At 61.7% G+C, this 15,150-nt stretch carries 15 protein-coding genes; 8 read left to right on the top strand and 7 right to left on the bottom strand.

Annotated elements, in window-relative coordinates; genetic code table 11:
• Positions 1-331: 331 nt before the first annotated feature.
• Positions 332-2,353 carry an amidase gene (locus tag NKJ04_RS11880; protein WP_352610937.1) on the bottom strand — a complete coding sequence of 674 codons (2,022 nt, stop codon included), beginning with the start codon at positions 2,351-2,353 and terminating at the stop codon, positions 332-334.
• A gap of 146 nt (positions 2,354-2,499) precedes the next feature.
• On the opposite strand from NKJ04_RS11880, the gene NKJ04_RS11875 reads away from it, so the two are divergent.
• Positions 2,500-2,775, top strand: a complete 276-nt coding sequence (locus tag NKJ04_RS11875; RefSeq protein WP_023809374.1) for a hypothetical protein — start codon at positions 2,500-2,502, stop codon at positions 2,773-2,775.
• 15 nt (positions 2,776-2,790) lie between these two features.
• Here NKJ04_RS11875 and NKJ04_RS11870 read toward each other — a convergent pair whose 3' ends face one another.
• Genes NKJ04_RS11870 through NKJ04_RS11855 form a run of 4 tightly spaced genes read right to left on the bottom strand, consistent with a single transcriptional unit; the run spans position 2,791 to position 6,679 of the window.
• On the bottom strand, positions 2,791-3,876 hold the full coding sequence (locus NKJ04_RS11870; protein WP_352441781.1) for a Gfo/Idh/MocA family protein: 1,086 nt from the start codon (positions 3,874-3,876) through the stop codon (positions 2,791-2,793).
• 39 nt (positions 3,877-3,915) lie between these two features.
• A complete protein-coding gene (locus NKJ04_RS11865; RefSeq protein WP_023809372.1) occupies positions 3,916-4,680 on the bottom strand; it encodes an ATP-binding cassette domain-containing protein in 765 nt (254 codons plus the stop codon).
• On the bottom strand, positions 4,677-5,678 hold the full coding sequence (locus tag NKJ04_RS11860; protein WP_023809371.1) for an ABC transporter permease: 1,002 nt from the start codon (positions 5,676-5,678) through the stop codon (positions 4,677-4,679). Before NKJ04_RS11860 ends, NKJ04_RS11865 begins: the two co-directional genes overlap by 4 nt.
• Entirely contained in the window at positions 5,675-6,679 is a 1,005-nt protein-coding gene (locus NKJ04_RS11855; protein ID WP_127294835.1) for a sugar ABC transporter substrate-binding protein, read from the bottom strand. Before NKJ04_RS11855 ends, NKJ04_RS11860 begins: the two co-directional genes overlap by 4 nt.
• 405 nt (positions 6,680-7,084) lie before the next feature.
• On the opposite strand from NKJ04_RS11855, the gene NKJ04_RS11850 reads away from it, so the two are divergent.
• Both NKJ04_RS11850 and NKJ04_RS11845 read left to right on the top strand, forming a co-directional pair.
• Complete coding sequence (locus NKJ04_RS11850; RefSeq protein ID WP_023809369.1) at positions 7,085-7,318, top strand: hypothetical protein; 234 nt, start codon at positions 7,085-7,087, stop codon at positions 7,316-7,318.
• Positions 7,319-7,438: 120 nt separating this feature from the next.
• Positions 7,439-7,636: a hypothetical protein gene (locus NKJ04_RS11845; RefSeq protein WP_023809368.1), complete on the top strand. Its 198-nt coding sequence runs from the start codon at positions 7,439-7,441 to the stop codon at positions 7,634-7,636.
• Between the two features lie 107 nt (positions 7,637-7,743).
• On the opposite strand, the gene NKJ04_RS11840 is transcribed toward NKJ04_RS11845, so the two are convergent.
• Positions 7,744-8,700 carry an FAD-binding oxidoreductase gene (locus tag NKJ04_RS11840; protein ID WP_352675049.1) on the bottom strand — a complete coding sequence of 319 codons (957 nt, stop codon included), beginning with the start codon at positions 8,698-8,700 and terminating at the stop codon, positions 7,744-7,746.
• 211 nt (positions 8,701-8,911) lie between these two features.
• Positions 8,912-9,769: a LysR family transcriptional regulator gene (locus tag NKJ04_RS11835; protein WP_023809366.1), complete on the bottom strand. Its 858-nt coding sequence runs from the start codon at positions 9,767-9,769 to the stop codon at positions 8,912-8,914.
• Positions 9,770-9,903: 134 nt separating this feature from the next.
• Between NKJ04_RS11835 and NKJ04_RS11830 the strand changes: the two genes are divergently transcribed.
• The 5 genes from NKJ04_RS11830 (at position 9,904) to NKJ04_RS11810 (ending at position 15,096) form a co-directional block, all read left to right on the top strand.
• Positions 9,904-10,986 carry an amidohydrolase family protein gene (locus tag NKJ04_RS11830; protein WP_023809365.1) on the top strand — a complete coding sequence of 361 codons (1,083 nt, stop codon included), beginning with the start codon at positions 9,904-9,906 and terminating at the stop codon, positions 10,984-10,986.
• Positions 10,987-10,997: 11 nt separating this feature from the next.
• Positions 10,998-11,351, top strand: coding sequence for a Rieske (2Fe-2S) protein (locus NKJ04_RS11825; RefSeq protein ID WP_023809364.1), 354 nt, complete (start codon positions 10,998-11,000; stop codon positions 11,349-11,351).
• A 121-nt stretch (positions 11,352-11,472) separates the two neighbouring features.
• Positions 11,473-13,080, top strand: coding sequence for an ABC transporter substrate-binding protein (locus NKJ04_RS11820; RefSeq protein WP_352675045.1), 1,608 nt, complete (start codon positions 11,473-11,475; stop codon positions 13,078-13,080).
• An 88-nt stretch (positions 13,081-13,168) separates the two neighbouring features.
• Complete coding sequence (locus NKJ04_RS11815; RefSeq protein ID WP_128306095.1) at positions 13,169-14,215, top strand: ABC transporter permease; 1,047 nt, start codon at positions 13,169-13,171, stop codon at positions 14,213-14,215.
• A 101-nt stretch (positions 14,216-14,316) separates the two neighbouring features.
• Positions 14,317-15,096 carry an ABC transporter permease gene (locus tag NKJ04_RS11810; protein WP_502897908.1) on the top strand — a complete coding sequence of 260 codons (780 nt, stop codon included), beginning with the start codon at positions 14,317-14,319 and terminating at the stop codon, positions 15,094-15,096.
• Positions 15,097-15,150: the final 54 nt, after the last annotated feature.

The following is a 15,150-nucleotide window of genomic DNA, read 5'->3' as shown; positions in this document are numbered from 1 at the left end:
GGCGCTGCCAGAACTGCGAGAGGTTGGCGATCGTTGATTGACGTCACTTTTGCGAACCCCACGCTTCGTCATCCTAGGGCGTAGCAGTCGCGAAGCGACGTCGCGAAGACCCTAGGATCCATGCCGCGACTTCCGTGCGGTGCGACGGTGGAGAACTTTCAGTCGCAATCGCTGCATCTGGAAAGAAAAGTTGACCTCAATTGCTCTGGACCGATGCATTCTTCGGTCACAGTCCTGGCATGGATCCTAGGGTCTGCGCCGCGTCGCTTCGCTCCTTGCTCCGCCCTAGGATGACGAATTCGGGGAGGCTTAAGGCACGAATTGCGCAACCTCACCCAATCCCGCCCGTAACCAGATAGGCGCCGGCGCTGCGCCCATCCTCCAGCCACACCACCGCTGTGACGATCGAACCGTAGGAGCCACGCCAGACGCTGTGGAAGCGCTGATGCTCGGCGGCCGGAATGAGCGCGTGCCCGCTGAAGCGCGCACCGCTTCGCTGCAGCGCGACGGCCTCTCCGTTGACATGTACCTTGAGGCAGGCCGTCCCAGACACCTCATTTGGCAGGTCGAGCGTGATGACGATCTCGTCCTGATCGCCGAAAGGCCGCGTCTCGGCGGCAAGCGTGATGGCGAACGCTGACGCCTTGCTGTCGTCGGCTCGGGCGGGGCGGCCTGAAAACACATCGGCGGCAAGTTCTGGCGTGCGCGGCGGGCGGGTGCGGCGCTGCGTGGAGCGTTCGAAATCGCCGGCCATGCGCAGCAGCCTTTCGTCGTCATAGGCCTTGCCGGCGAAAGTCAGGCCGACCGGCATACCGATATCGGCCATCGTACCCATCGGCACGGTGACGGTGGGGATGCCGAAATGGCGCCAGACCAGATTGCCGTTGGCGACCCAGGTGCCATTGCGCCAGGCAAAGGCGGCGGACGCCTCGTCGATGTCTGCATCGGCCGGCCCGACATCGGCAGCGGCGGGCAGCACCACGGCGTCGATGCCTTGCGCGTCCAGCCAGTCCTCGAAATCGATCCGCCTTGTCGCTTCCAGTCCCTTCAGTCCCTCTTCCAGCGTTGGAATGTCCACGAGGGGCGTGACGCCGGACCGTGCCCGCTCGACATATACCCTCAGGTCGAAGCCGCCTTCGTATCGGTCGGACAGCGTGCCGGGCGGTTGCGGGAAGATCTTTGGGCCATCGACCGAGACGAGATCGGGAAGCGCCGGATCGGCATTGGCGCGCAAAAAGTCGTCCCAGCCCCAGATGCAGAGGTCCCAGAGCTCGCGCTCGGCGAACTCTGGGGGCACCAGCCCGCGCTCGACCATGCTGCGCGCGCCGGGACGGTCGCGTTCATAGTTGGAGACGACGGGAAAATCGACCTCGATCACCTCGGCGCCAAGCCGCCTCAGATCGGCCGCCGCCTGCTCCCACAGGGCAAGTACCGAGGCGCGGGTTTCGATCGGCTTGTCGGCCTCGGTGTCGCGGCCGATATACATTCTGGGCACGCCAAGCCGCATGCCTTTCAACGACCCCGCCAGTGTGAGGTCGGTATAGCGCGGCGGCCGCACGTCGGAGCTTTTCGGCAGCTTGACCCAGGGCTGCGCGCGCCAGAAATCGCCGTGCGTCTCGGGGTCGTCGGCGACAATCACGTCGAGCAGTTCGAGCATGTCGGGGACGCTGCGCGTGTGCGGCGCGACGACATCCATGGTCGGGACCAGCGGCCAGTTGCCGCGCACCGAAATGACACCGCGCGACGGCGTATAGGCGACCAGCGCATTGTTGGTGGCCGGCGCGCGGCCGGACGACCAGGTTTCCTCGCCAAGCCCGAAGGCGCAGAAGCTGGCCGCTGTCGCTGTGCCGGAGCCATTGGATGAGCCCGATGCGAAGGCGGCGGTGAGATAGTCGCCATTGTACGGACTTTCGGCGCGGCCATAGACGCCGCGCTGCATGCCGCCATTGGCCATCGGCGGCATGTTGGTCAGCCCGATCAGCACCGCGCCGCCGGCCCGCAGCCGGGCGATGGTGAAGGCGTCCTCATTGGCAATGAGATGCTCGAAGGCCGGCGAGCCGGCGGCGACCGTCAGGCCTGATACCTTGTAGCTGTCCTTGGCGGTGTAGGGGATGCCGTCGAGTGGCCCGAGCACGGTGCCGTTGCGGCGGCGCTGGTCGGAGGCGGCAGCCTCCTCGAACATGCCAGGGTTGAGCAACGGGACGGCATTGAGGCTGATGCCGTGCCGGTCGAAATGCGCGATGCGCCTGAGATACGCCCCGACCAGTTCGACGCTGGTGACGGTGCCGTCATCGAGCGCGCGGCGCAATTGGTCGATCGTCGCTTCGACGAGATGAAAGCCGGCATCGGTCATCACGGGTCCCACATTTCCACGCACCATGGATGAGCGAGGCAGCTGGCTTCGGCAAGAGCCTATCGCGGTCATCTCCGGAACTTTTGTCCGGCTGGCGGTTTTGGATGTATGGTGTGATTCCGGAAATGGCCAGGAGGGTATTGGCGATGACCACGAAATGCGTTGCGATCCTAGCTCTCGCTGTCGCCATGGGCTCAAGCGTTTGCGCCCCGGCTTTCGCTGGCGACCGGTATCACGACCGCCGGGTCCACTCCGAACGCTACGTTCCCGCCGAAGGCGATCTCATCGACATCCTGTTCGGCGGCCCGCGCTACTACGATCAGCAGTTGGTCACGACAGCAGCCGGCGCGTGCTCCTATCATCGCGTCGGACCCGACGCGAATGCGTTGAACAAGATCAACGATCATCACTGTGGGAAGTAGGCGGCAGGCAGCGCCTCAGCGCCCGCCACTCTCCTTCATCCGCTCGATGATCTCGGCCATCAGCGCCAGGTCGCGGCGGGAATCGGCGAGGTCGGTCAGCGGCTTTGTGCCTTCGGTGATGTGGCGGTGGAAAGTCTCGAGTTCTTTCGAGAAAGCATCGCCGTAGAGAGGCCCGAGGGTTTTCGTCACCGGGCCGAACGGGCCGGCATCGGTGACCTCCAGCCGCGTCGGCAGGCTGCGGATGTAGGGCGTGTCGTAGATGATGCGCACCCGCCTGTTGTTCGAGCGCACCTCGATCATGGCGTCGAATAAGCCGAGATCGTCGACCACCGCGTCGTAGAGACAGGCGAAATGGCCGTAGTCGAAGGTGACTGATGTGTTGGCGCCGCCGTTGGTGCGGTGCGCGGCCAGCACGCGCGTCGGCTCGCCGATCAGCCCACGCATCGCCGAAATGTGGTGCGAGGAAAGTGCCGTCAGCCCGCGATAGGCGCGCACCAGATCGGCCGGCGCGTCGGCGCCCACCACCTCGCGGATCAGCGCGTCGCGTTCGCTTGCGCCACGCGCCAGCAGGGCAGGGTCGATGTCCTGGGGGTAAAGGACGTTCTGGCTCTTCTTGAGGAAATGCCGGCCCTCCGAGATCAGGTCGAAGATGCGGACATGGGTGATGTCGGCGAAGGCGGGCAGCTCGTCCCTGGCGGCCAGATAGGCGGGCGCATAGCGGCGCATATAGCCGACGAACAGGGTCTTGTCGTAGCCCGGCATCAGCGCCAGCAGATCGTCGATTTCGCGCACCGTGAGGCAAGCGGGCTTTTCCAGCAGGATATGTTTGTTGGCAGCAATCGCCGCCCGCACGAAGCGGCTGTGGGTATCGTCGGATGACAGCACGAACACAGCGTCGATGTCGGGCGAATTAATCAGCGCCTCGGCCGTGTCGAAGGCCTTTGCCGTCGCAAATTCGGAGGTGACGAGTGACACCAGGCTGGGCGACACGTCGTACACGCCCGCGATCACCCAGCGGTCGCGCTGATCGCCCAGCACAGGCAGATGGATCGACTGCGCGACCTCTCCAAGACCTATCAGTCCGACACGAATTGGTGCCACAGGCGAACTCCCTTTGATTTCAAGTCTGATGCTGCAGGACTATGCCGCGCCGGTTACCAGCGCGACGAGCTCATTTCCGGACGTTTCGGAAGCGCGCACGGTCGCCGCCATCTTTCCCGCCCGCATCACCCAGATCTGGTCGGACAGGCGGCGGACCTGATCGAAATTGTGGCTGACCAGGATGACGCTGACGGATTGCTCGCGCAGGCGCCGGATCAGCGCCTCGACATTGGCCGTCTCCTGCACGCCGAGCGCCGCCGTCGGTTCGTCCATCACCACCAGCTTGGCGCCGGAGCCGACAGCGCGGCAGATCGAGATCGCCTGCCGCTGGCCGCCCGACAGACGCCGCACACGCTGGTTGATCGACGGCACGTTGATCGACAGCCGCGACAGCATTAAGCGGGCCTCGCGCTTCATCGCCTTGCGGTCGAGGAAAGCGAACGGGCCGATGCGGCGCACGATCTCGCGGTTGAGGAACAGGTTCTGCGCGACCGTCAGTTCGTCGATCAGCGCCAGGTTCTGGTGCACGGTCTCGATGCCGGCCTTGCGTGCCTCGTCGGGATTGGCGAAGGGCCGCGCCCGTCCGTCGAAGAACAAATTGCCGGTGTCCGGCTGATGCACGCCGACCAGGCTGCGGATCAGCGTCGACTTGCCGGCGCCATTGTCGCCGATGACGGCGGTGACCTCGCCGCGACGGGCCTGGAAGGCGACGTCGGTGAAGGCGCGGATGCCGCCGAAATGCTTGCTCAGCCCTTCGCAGGCGATGATCGCCTCAGTGGCGGGGATATGATGGGGAGCGCTCATTTCTGATACCGCATGATCAGCGCCGCCAGCACCACGATGGCCCCCACGGCAAGCGGTTGGTAGAAAGCCGAGACGTTGAGCAAGGTCAGGCCGTTGACGAGTGCTGTGAGCATCAGCGCGCCGATCGCCGGTCCCAGAATGCTGGCGCGGCCGCCGAACAGGCTGACGCCGCCCAGCACCACCGCCGCCACCGAATTCAAGAGCAGGCTGGTGTTGATCTGCGGTTCGGCCGAGCCGATGCGGGCGACCAGGAGAATGGCCGCGATGCCGGCGCAGAGACCGGAAATCGTATAGGCGGCGATCTTGACCCGGTTGGTGCGGATGCCCAGCGCGCCGGCACTTTCAGCCTGGCCGCCGGTCGCCAGCAGATGCACGCCGAAGCGCGTGTGGTAGAGCGCGATATGGGCGACGATGACGGCTGCGATCGCTACCCAGACCGGATAGCCGAACGGTCCGAACGAGCCCGAGGCGAGCCTGAGCAGGAAGGTCGAGCCGACCATGGTCGGTTCGCCGCCCGACAGGATGAGCCCAAGCCCGGTGATGCCCGACAGCGTGCCGAGCGTCACCACGAAGTCGGGGATCTTGCCTGCCGTAATGATCAGCCCGTTGAGGAAGCCGACGGCGCTGGTGGCGAGAACCGCGAGCATGCAGGCGATGAAGATGCCGTAGTCGGCGGCATTGACGAGGCCGAGGATGATGGCGCCGAGCATGACGGCGGCCGCCAGCGACAGGTCGATGCCCGAGGTGGCGATGACGAAGGTCTGGCCGATCGACAGCACGACCAGGATCGCAGCCGCCAGTAACAGCGCCTGCAGATTGGCGACGCTGAGAAAGACCGGCTGGGCGATGCCGAAGACGATGACGAGGCCGACCAGGCCGACGACGGATGCCCAGTCGGCCCAGAAGGAGGGATCGAGGAGGAGAGCCGCCAGGGAGGGACGGCTCTCCTCCGCACCCGCCGAATGGGCGGCGGGCGCGTTGTCTGCAGGTGTGCTCACTTCAGCATCTCGCGGAAGGGATCGGGATAGTCGCCGCCCGGACGCGGAAAATTCTTCAGCGAGGCTTCGGCATTGTCCTTGTTGATCAACAGCACCGGTGCTGGCACGTTGGCCGGCAGTTCCTTGCCCTTGGCGGCCACTGCACAGGCCTCGAGGCCCATGGCGCCGACGACATAGGGATATTGGGCGACGGTGGCGGTGAGTTCGCCTGATGCGATCGACTTCAGCGCGTCGACGATGCCGTCGAGGCCGATCACCTTGACGTCCTTGCCCGAGGTCCGCACGGCGCGCTCGACGCCGAGTGCCATGATGTCGTTGGCGGCGAAGAAGCCGGCGAGGTCCGGATGGGCAGCGAGGATATCGGTTGCGGCGGTCAGCGCCTTTTCGCGATCCCAGTCGGCGCTGACCATCACCACGATGTCGAGTTTACCTTCCACCGCCTGCTTGAAGCCCTTGATGCGGGCGTTGGAGCCGACATCGCCGACGATGCCGGCGACCAGCGCGACCTTGGAGCCCTTCGGCACCAGCTTCAGCATCTCTTCGCCGGCCAACGCGCCGGCGGCGACATTGTCGGTGCCGATATAGGTCGAGACGGCAAAGCCGGCGGCCTTGGCCTGCTCGGGGTCGATGGTCGAGTCGATGTTGACGATCGGCTTCTTCTTCTGGGCGACCGGCACCAGCGCCTGGACGAGATTGGAGACGCTGATCGGGTTGACCAGGTAGCAATCGAAATCCTGCATGGCCATGGCGGTCAGGCGGTCGGCCTGGCCGGTGGCGTCACCCATGTTGGCGGCGGCCTGGACGCTGACATTCACGCCGTTTGCCTTGGCCTGCTCCTCGATGCCCTTCTGCATGGTCTGGAAGAACGGATTGTCGAGGCCTTTGACGATGGCCGCGACTTTCGCCGCATCCTCGGCATGGGCGGGCGCTGCGACGATGGCTGCAAGCATGCCTGCGCCAAGCAGGTTCGTGCCAAGCTTCAGGCAATTGAACATACGCATGGTTTTTCCTCCTCCTGATTGTTTTATGGGCTGCATCAATGTCGCTGGCCGGCGACTGCAATGTCCGACGGGGCGCGAGCCCGGCGCCCGGCGCGATGGGTCTCGCCAACAGAATGCTGCCCGCTTGGGATGTGGACTGCAGCCCAGGTTCGGGCGCTTTCGACGTCAGGCATTGCTCCTCCCAGAGCGCCGGCCGATGCCATGCCAGCGTTTGCGCATGTTTTATAAAAAATTGACACGCGTCAAGATTTAAAATGTGCGTAGCGATTTTGACTGTGCGCCCTGCGGGCATGACTGTCCTGGCGGTATGCGCTACAACCAAGGCGCGAAAAAAAGTGCCGGCCTCAGGGAACCGGTTGGGGATGTCCGCGTTGGTCGCTACTTTTGTGCAGAGGGAGGTTTCGGGTGGGGCGTTTCGAAATCGTGGAAGAGCCAACGGGTACGTTTTCGATTTTCGACACAATCACGGAATTGCCGGCAACGGTCGAAGGGGGCGTGTGCATTGGGCTTTATCGGCACGAAGTGCCGCTGGCGCTGCTTGCAGCGGTTGAAACGGTCCAGCCCGGCCCTTTTTCGCTGCTGCCCTCATTGTCGGTGTTGAACGACTGGCGGGCCCATCGAGACGGTCTGCTGGCATGAGCAAAGGTGCCTGATGTCGCATCGAAAATCATACCGTATGGGAAATCACGCCCTGTTGTCGAAAGCGGCGGTGAGGCATGGAAAGCAAGGGGAGGTTGCAGTGCGTCGGGAGGTGAAGCGATGTCTGATCAGGACGACCTGATCCGAGCTGCCATCGGTCGGCTGCTCGCCGAGAAGACAGGCGCTGCCGTCATATCGATGAGAGAGAGCATCACCGAGCTTCTGGCGCTGACCGGTGCCGCGCTGGACGAAAGACTGCAAGACCTGCTGCTGGAAATGGCCGAAGTCCGCGGCATGATGGTCGCTCTCGACTTCTGAGCAATATCGGCTGGGGTCGATGGGCATCAGTCCGCTACGCCGGCAACGCCTTCACCGGCAGTTCAACACTACTGCGCCGGCTTCAATGCTGAACCAAGCACCCGGGGTTAAAGATCGAGCAAAACCGTTCCTTGCGGGCGGCTGCAACATGCCAGGACATAGCCGGCCGACTTCTCTTCAGGGGCCAGACCGCCGAGATCCTCCATGGCGACTTCGCCGGACAACTTGGCGATGCGGCATGTGCCGCAAACTCCCTGCTGGCAGGCGGTTGGGACGTAGACGCCACATTGGCGTGCCGCCTCCAGCAGCGTCTCTCCGGGCAAGCAGTTATGCACGATCCCGGAGCGGACGAAACGGACCGAAGATGGTATTGTCGAGGCCGGTTCCAACTGAGGGCTGCTGACGCCGCCGAAGCTCTCCTGGTGGTACCGCGACGGAGCCACGCCAATCGCATCCAGGCAGGCACGTGCGGCTTTCATGTACGCTTCAGGGCCACAGGCAAAGATAGTGCGGTTGTGGAGATCGGGAACGAGGGTCAGCAGCATCTGGCTGTCTATTCTGCCAGTCGGCCCCCTCCAGGTGGGATCTTCCTGGCTACAAACGCACGTTACTTTTACGTTGGGAAAGCGAGAGGCAAGTGCGTCCAATTCCCCTCGAAAGATTATGTCACCAGGCGTTCTGGCACTATGAACGAATGAGATATCCTGGTCGGCCGCGCGGTCGGTAAGCGCACGCAGCATGGACATCACCGGCGTTATCCCGCTGCCGCCCGAAAGGAAGAGCGGCTTTTCATATGGCAGGTCATCGAGATTGAATGAGCCGAGCGGCCCTTCGATCTCGATCTCGTCGCCCGCCCCCAAATTGTCGTGGAGGCAATTCGAAACCAGGCCGCCCGGTGTTCGCTTCACCGTGATCTGCAGGTCGAGCGGTCGCGTCGGTGGTGACGAAACAGAGTAGGAGCGCGTCACCGCGGCACCCTCGATCTTGAGGTGCACGAGCACATACTGGCCCGCGCTGAAGCAGAACATCCGATCCGTCGGGGATGTGAAAACGAAGGTTTTCACATCGGGCGTTTCCTCGATGACACGACGGCAGAGTACAAGCTGCGATGTGGTTTGTGCCCATTGCCGATGGCGCCTCATCGGGAGGAGGTCGGGGGCCCCAAAGGAAACGTGTGCGTTCATCATTCATCTCGGTTTGAAGTCGAGCCAAGATGTCAGTTCCAGGCCCCCCGCAACAGAAGCATCCCTGCCGAGTTATGATCGAGTATTTCGATTACATATCCAGTGACATCACGGCAACGTGAAGGGCGCGGATTCCCTTGCGGATGATCGGTTCGTGTTTGCGGCGCGCCAGGATGGCCGTGTGTACCGGCTGATGCAGCGTCGGAGCGCCTTCGACGATGAACGATGGGCGTTCGAGGGCGAACCTGCGCGCATCGTCACTTCTCATATAGCAGGTGCCGCCCGTGCGCCGTAGCATCATCTCCGCCAAGGTTTCCGATCCCATGGAAAGGCGACAGATCGCCAACTCGCCGAGCAATTCGGCATGGGCCTTCTCCAGCAGGACCGTATAGCCCGGACGAATGTAGGTTTCGGGATCGACCTCGGAGAGGGTTCTGGCCACCGTGGAAACCATCACATATTCCTCAACCATCAAATGCTCATAGGAGATTTCGGGTAGGTATCGCGGAGCGTAAAGCACTGCGATGTCGAGATTTCCCATGCTTAGGTCGCTGACCATCTGGTTTGAATAATCCGACTCGACATGGATCGACGATTTGGGAAGAGCCTGACACAGCGTCTCCACCCAACCCGGCAAAACCGAGCGGGTCATCCCGACCTGCGCGGCGACGCGCAAGGTGCCTTCGAAACGATTGAACGCCCGGACATCGTGGCGAGCCTGCGACCATGTGGACAGCAAGGATCTTGCATAAGCTTCGAACCGGCGCCCTGCGGCGGTCGGCTCCGCCCCGGCGCGTCCGCGCTGGAACAGTTCGGACCCGATTGCGCTCTCGAGGTTCTTGATGCGGGTGCTGATCGTCGACTGGGTCAACCCTAGCCGATCCGCGGTGCGATTGAAGTTTCTCGATTCGATAATGTCGAGAAAGGTCTCGATGTGATCAAGTTGCATGAAATATCCAATCGAAAAACTCGATCATATTCCACGTATCATAAGCTTGATCAAACAATACTCAAGGCGGAAGCTGCAGCAGATCAGCGGCCGGCAGCGCCGCCGGGACGAGACACGGATACGGAGCGGAAGAAGTGTTCATAGTCGACTGCGACTGTCATAATTACTGGTCAAGCGCCACCGTGTTGGAGCCCTATCTCTCCGGCTTGTGGAAAGACATGTTCATCGAGGGCGAGAAAACAGGTCCCGTTGGCGCCTTTCCGCATGGTCATCGGCCCTGGTTCCACCCGCAGGACTTTTCCCGCAAGGACATCCGTCCGAAAACGGAAGCCGACAACTATCTCATCATGAAAGAGAAGCACCTCGACAAATACAAAGTCGACGTGGCGATCCTGACCGGCGATGAGCCTATCGAGGCGTCGACCCTGGCTAACCCTTACTATGCCAGCGCTCTGGTCAGCGCCTACAACGATTATCAGATCGATCAGTGGTTGCCGAAAGACGATCGTTTCATGGGCTCGATCATCATCGCGCCACAGGATCCGAAGCTCGCTGCCGCCGAGATACGCCGTCTTGGCAGTCATCCGCGCATGGTCCAGGTTCTCGCCTCCCAGGGGTCCGTCAAGCCGTATGGCGACCCGTTTTACCATCCGATCTACGAAGCCTGCGCGGAAGTGGGGTTGCCATTCGCCATTCATCTGGGCGGGCATGGCGGCGTGAATTCAACTGCCATTGCTCCTGCCCCGACGACATTCTTCTGGGAAACGCATGCCATTCTGCACATGTCGGCGATGTCGCACGTGGCAAGCATGATCGCCCATGGCGTCTTCGAGAAATGGCCGGACCTCTACTTCGTGATCATCGAGTGCGGCGTCGCCTGGGTTCCGTCGGTCCTTTGGCGCTTGGACGCCGACTACAAAGCGCTGCGCAAGGAGACGCCATGGCTGAAGATGCTGCCGTCTGAATATTGCCGGCGCAACATCCGCTTTTCCACGCAGCCGCTGGAGCAGCCTGCAAACATCCAACATCTCTGGTCCACGCTCGAGGCGATGGACGGCGAAAACACGCTGATGTTCGCATCGGACTATCCGCACTGGGATTACGACGATGCCAACACGCTGCAAATCCCTCCTGCCTGGAAGAGCAAGATCATGGGACTGAACGCGCTGGAAGTCTACAAACGCATCCCCCGCGCGCAAGCCGCGAATGCCGCCTGAGGAAGCATACGATGCCCGAGAAGACCTATATCTGCCGCGTCGACGAGATCGAAACAGGGTCTCCGTTCATCGCCAAGATCCGCAGCCTTTCCGTCGGGATTTTCCGCATCGGAGATTCATTCCACGCGCTGCTCAATGTCTGTCCGCACCGCGGCGCTCCGCTTTGCGAGGGGCCGCAATGCGGCACAACCGCGCCCGTTGAACAGGCGCAATTCATCTATCATCGCGAAAACGAGATCGTTCGATGCGCCTGGCACGGCTGGGAGTTCGACATCAAGTCGGGCGCGGCCTTGGTCGATCCCTCCGTTCGCGCGCGCACATTTCCAGTCACCGTCGAAGCCGGCGGCATCTACGTGACGGCCTGATTGGCGCAAGCCGATTGGGATTGGAAAAATTCGAAGGAAAGGTGGCGGGAGCCAATAAGCAGATTTGTTCGCCGGTGCTTGACGAGAAATAACGCGGAGAACTCCGCAATGGGAGAGTCAAATGTCAGAATCTGAATACAAGCTTGGTATCGCGCAAAGCCTGATCGGAGGCGGCAAGGTTTCCCGCCGCGACTTCATTCATCTTGGGCTGGCCGCGGGCCTGACCGTTGCCGCCGCCGACCGGCTGTTCGTGAGCACGGCGCGGGCCGAACCGATGCAGGGCGGCTTCGCCAAGCTCGGCATGGCTCATGGCGCGACGACGGATTCGATCGATCCGGCCGGCTACCCCGACACGTTCACACAAACCGCTTTTTCGGGCTCGCTGTCCAACAGCCTCACCGAGGTCGACGCCAAAGGCAATGTCCAACCGGACCTCGCCGAGAGCTTTGAAACTTCGGATGGGGCCAAAACCTGGGCCTTCAAGCTGCGCAAAGGCGCAACCTTTCATAACGGCAAGACCGTGACGGCGGATGACGTCGTGACCTCCTTGCAATATCACATGGGCAAGGACACCAAATCGGCGGCGAAATCGCTGTTGGACTCCGTCGCCGACGTCAAGGCGGACGGCCCGGAAACGGTGGTCTTCACGCTCAAGGACGGCAACGCCGATTTCCCTTACATTATGAGTGACTACCATCTGGTCATCATGCCGGCCAAGGACGGCAAGGCGGATTGGGCTTCAGGCGTTCGCACCGGTGCTTTCGTCCTCGAGAATTTCCAGCCCGGTGTTTCGGCCAAACTCAAGCGCAATCCAAACTACTTCAAGAATGGCAAGCCCTATCTCGACGAGGTGGAGTTCATCGCAATCACGGATCTTGCCGCTCGCATGGCGGCGCTGTCCACGGGGGAGGTGGACTATATCGGCCGCGCCGACCTGAAGACCCTCGGCATGTTGAAACGCAATCCCAAGGTGGAAATCGTAGAAGTCACTGGCTACGGGCACTACACCTTGCCGATGAATGTCACGATGGCGCCGTTTGATAATCCGGAAGTGCGAATGGCATTGAAATGGGCAATCAATCGCCAAGAAATCGTCGACAAGATCTTTCTTGGCCACGCTACTGTGGCCAACGACAACCCCATCGCGCCGGCCATCAAATTCGCCAAAGATCCGCAACCGCAACACAGCTTCGATCCGGAAAAAGCAAAGCACTACCTGAAAAAGGCCGGAATGGAGAACCTGAAAGTGGATCTCTCGGTCGCCGATGCCGCTTTTGCCGGCGCCGTGGACGCGGCTTCGCTCATTCGCGAAACGGCAGCCCAATGCGGCATCGACGTCAATGTCGTGCGTGAGGCCGAGGACGCTTATTGGGACAATGTCTGGCTGAAGAAACCCTGGTGCGCTTCCTATTGGAGCGGTCGGGCCACGGCCGACTGGATGTTCACGCAAGCCTTCGCCGCCGACTCCAGTTGGAATGAGTCTTTCTGGAAAAATCCCCACTTCAACGAATTGCTTGTCCAGGCGCGCGCCGAGACGGACGAGGCCAAGCGAGCGGCGATGTATGCCGAGATGCAGCAGTTAACCCACGATGACGGCGGCAGCATCGTGCTGGTCTTCAACAATTTCGTCAGCGCGCAATCCAAAAAGCTCGCACACGGTGATGTGGCGCCCAACTGGGAGAACGATGGACTGAAAATGGCCGAACGCTGGTGGATCGCCACGGCATGAGATGGCGGGCCGGAGCCGCGATGGTCTTGTGGCTCCGGCCGGCTTACTCCGAGTGCAGGGCTGCCGCCCAAAGGGAAACGCCACGCACATGAACCCCGTCGCAAGAACGGTCCTGCAGCGCCTTGGCCTCGGCCTGGTCACTTTGTTCATCGTGTCCATCATCATCTTCTCTGCGATCGCAATGCTTCCAGGCGACTTCGCCAAGGCCACGCTTGGGCAATCGGCGACGCCCGAAACGGTCGCCGCGTTCCAGCGGGAAATCGGCATCGATCGTCCGCCTGTCGAGCGCTACTTCGTTTGGGTCGCCCAGATGCTCCATGGCGATTTCGGCTCTTCGTTTGCGAGCCGCACCGGATATCGGCGTACCGTGGCCGAGATCATCGCACCACGCCTCTACAACACGATGTTCCTTGCAGCGGTGACTGCGCTGATAGCTGTTCCTCTGGCCTTGGGGCTTGGCATTCTGGCTGCGCTGTACCGCAACGGCTGGTTCGACCGGCTTGTGAATGTCGCGACACTGACAACCATTTCATTCCCGGAATTTTTCGTCGCCTATATGCTCGCCTACCTGGTGATCTCGCGCGACACGTTCATCGGATCCGATTTCGCTCAAACGCTGCCTCATTGGCTCACTGTCTCGCTGAACTGGGCGCTCAATGCGGTTCCCAAATTTCCGACATTGTCGAATGTGAACGATCAGACGCCATTTTGGGAGCATCTCTGGAAAGTGGCCCTGCCGGCAATCACCCTTACGCTCGTAATCGTGGCCCACATGATGCGCATGACCCGAGCGGCCATCATCAACATGCTGGCAAGCCCCTACATCGATATGGCGCGCCTCAAGGGAATGTCCCCGATGGTGATCGTGCTGAGGCATGCCCTGCCCAATGCCTGGGCTCCGATCGTCACTGTGGTGGCGTTCAACCTGGCGTATCTCATCGTCGGAGTGGTCGTGGTCGAGGTAGTGTTCGTCTACCCCGGCATCGGCCAGCTGATGGTTGACGCGGTGAAATCCAGGGATGTTCCGGTTGTCCAGGCCTGCGCCCTGATTTTCGCCGCGACTTACATCCTTCTCAACTTGCTAGCCGACGTTATTTCCATCGCCACCAATCCCAGGCTCTTGCACCCACGATGACCAGATCCGAATCTGTCGCGGCGGTTCAGAGGCTGAGGCGCTCGCGTGCCACCCGGGCGAAAACTGCGCTGAAGAAGGCACCGTTCAGCGCGTGGTTCGGCATCGTCGTGATCCTCGGCTACGTCTTTGTTGCGGTTTTCGCGCACTGGATAGCCCCATATGGCGAGACGCAGGTTTTCAGCGAAGCCTTCGCGCCGTGGAGCCAGGAGTTCAAACTGGGAACCGATCAGCTCGGCCGCGACATGCTCACCCGCTTGATCTACGGTGCGCGCAACACCATCGCTATCGCGGTGGCGACCACGTTGCTGTCCTTCGCGGTCGGCGTCTCGCTCGGCCTTCTTGCCGCATTGTACAGGGGGTGGCTCGACCAGATATTATCGCGTGCGGTAGACGTGCTGATGTCAATCCCGAGTCTGATCTTCGCGCTGGTGCTGCTGACGATCTTCGGCTCGTCGATCACCAGCCTGATTGTCATCATTGCGCTTCTGGATTCCACCCGGGTGTTTCGGCTTTCTCGCGCCGTCGGGCTTAACGTGGCGGTGATGGAATATGTCGAGGTGGCACGATTACGCGGCGAGGGACCGAAATGGATCATCGCCAAGGAAATCCTTCCCAATGTCATGCCGCCACTGGTCGCCGAGTTCGGCTTGCGATTCTGCTTCGTGTTCCTGACAGTTGCGGCGCTGTCGTTTCTCGGCGTCGGTATTCAGCCGCCGACGGCCGATTGGGGATCAATGGTGCGCGAGAACGCGACCCTGATCACCTACGGCGATGTCACCCCGCTACTTCCGGCCGGCGCGATTGCTCTCCTTACCGTGTCCGTGAATTTTGTGGTGGACTGGTTCCTGCAAGCAACAAGCGGGTTGCGGGATGAAAAGTAGCGGCCCAGGCCCACGCGAAAAAGGAAAGGATCTGCTTCAAATCCGCAATCTGCA

The organism is Mesorhizobium sp. M0618 (genome assembly GCF_040320765.1).
Classification (GTDB): domain Bacteria; phylum Pseudomonadota; class Alphaproteobacteria; order Rhizobiales; family Rhizobiaceae; genus Mesorhizobium.
Note: the sequence above shows the minus strand (reverse complement) of the source record. Positions and strands in the feature narration are given on the sequence as shown.

Coding starts and splice junctions, on each gene's coding strand:
- NKJ04_RS11880 (WP_352610937.1), bottom strand. CDS start 2,353: ATGACCGATGCCGGCTTTCATCTCGTCGAAGCGACGATCGACCAATTG.
- NKJ04_RS11875 (WP_023809374.1), top strand. CDS start 2,500: ATGACCACGAAATGCGTTGCGATCCTAGCTCTCGCTGTCGCCATGGGC.
- NKJ04_RS11865 (WP_023809372.1), bottom strand. CDS start 4,680: ATGAGCGCTCCCCATCATATCCCCGCCACTGAGGCGATCATCGCCTGC.
- NKJ04_RS11855 (WP_127294835.1), bottom strand. CDS start 6,679: ATGCGTATGTTCAATTGCCTGAAGCTTGGCACGAACCTGCTTGGCGCA.
- NKJ04_RS11845 (WP_023809368.1), top strand. CDS start 7,439: ATGTCTGATCAGGACGACCTGATCCGAGCTGCCATCGGTCGGCTGCTC.
- NKJ04_RS11835 (WP_023809366.1), bottom strand. CDS start 9,769: ATGCAACTTGATCACATCGAGACCTTTCTCGACATTATCGAATCGAGA.
- NKJ04_RS11825 (WP_023809364.1), top strand. CDS start 10,998: ATGCCCGAGAAGACCTATATCTGCCGCGTCGACGAGATCGAAACAGGG.
- NKJ04_RS11820 (WP_352675045.1), top strand. CDS start 11,473: ATGTCAGAATCTGAATACAAGCTTGGTATCGCGCAAAGCCTGATCGGA.
- NKJ04_RS11815 (WP_128306095.1), top strand. CDS start 13,169: ATGAACCCCGTCGCAAGAACGGTCCTGCAGCGCCTTGGCCTCGGCCTG.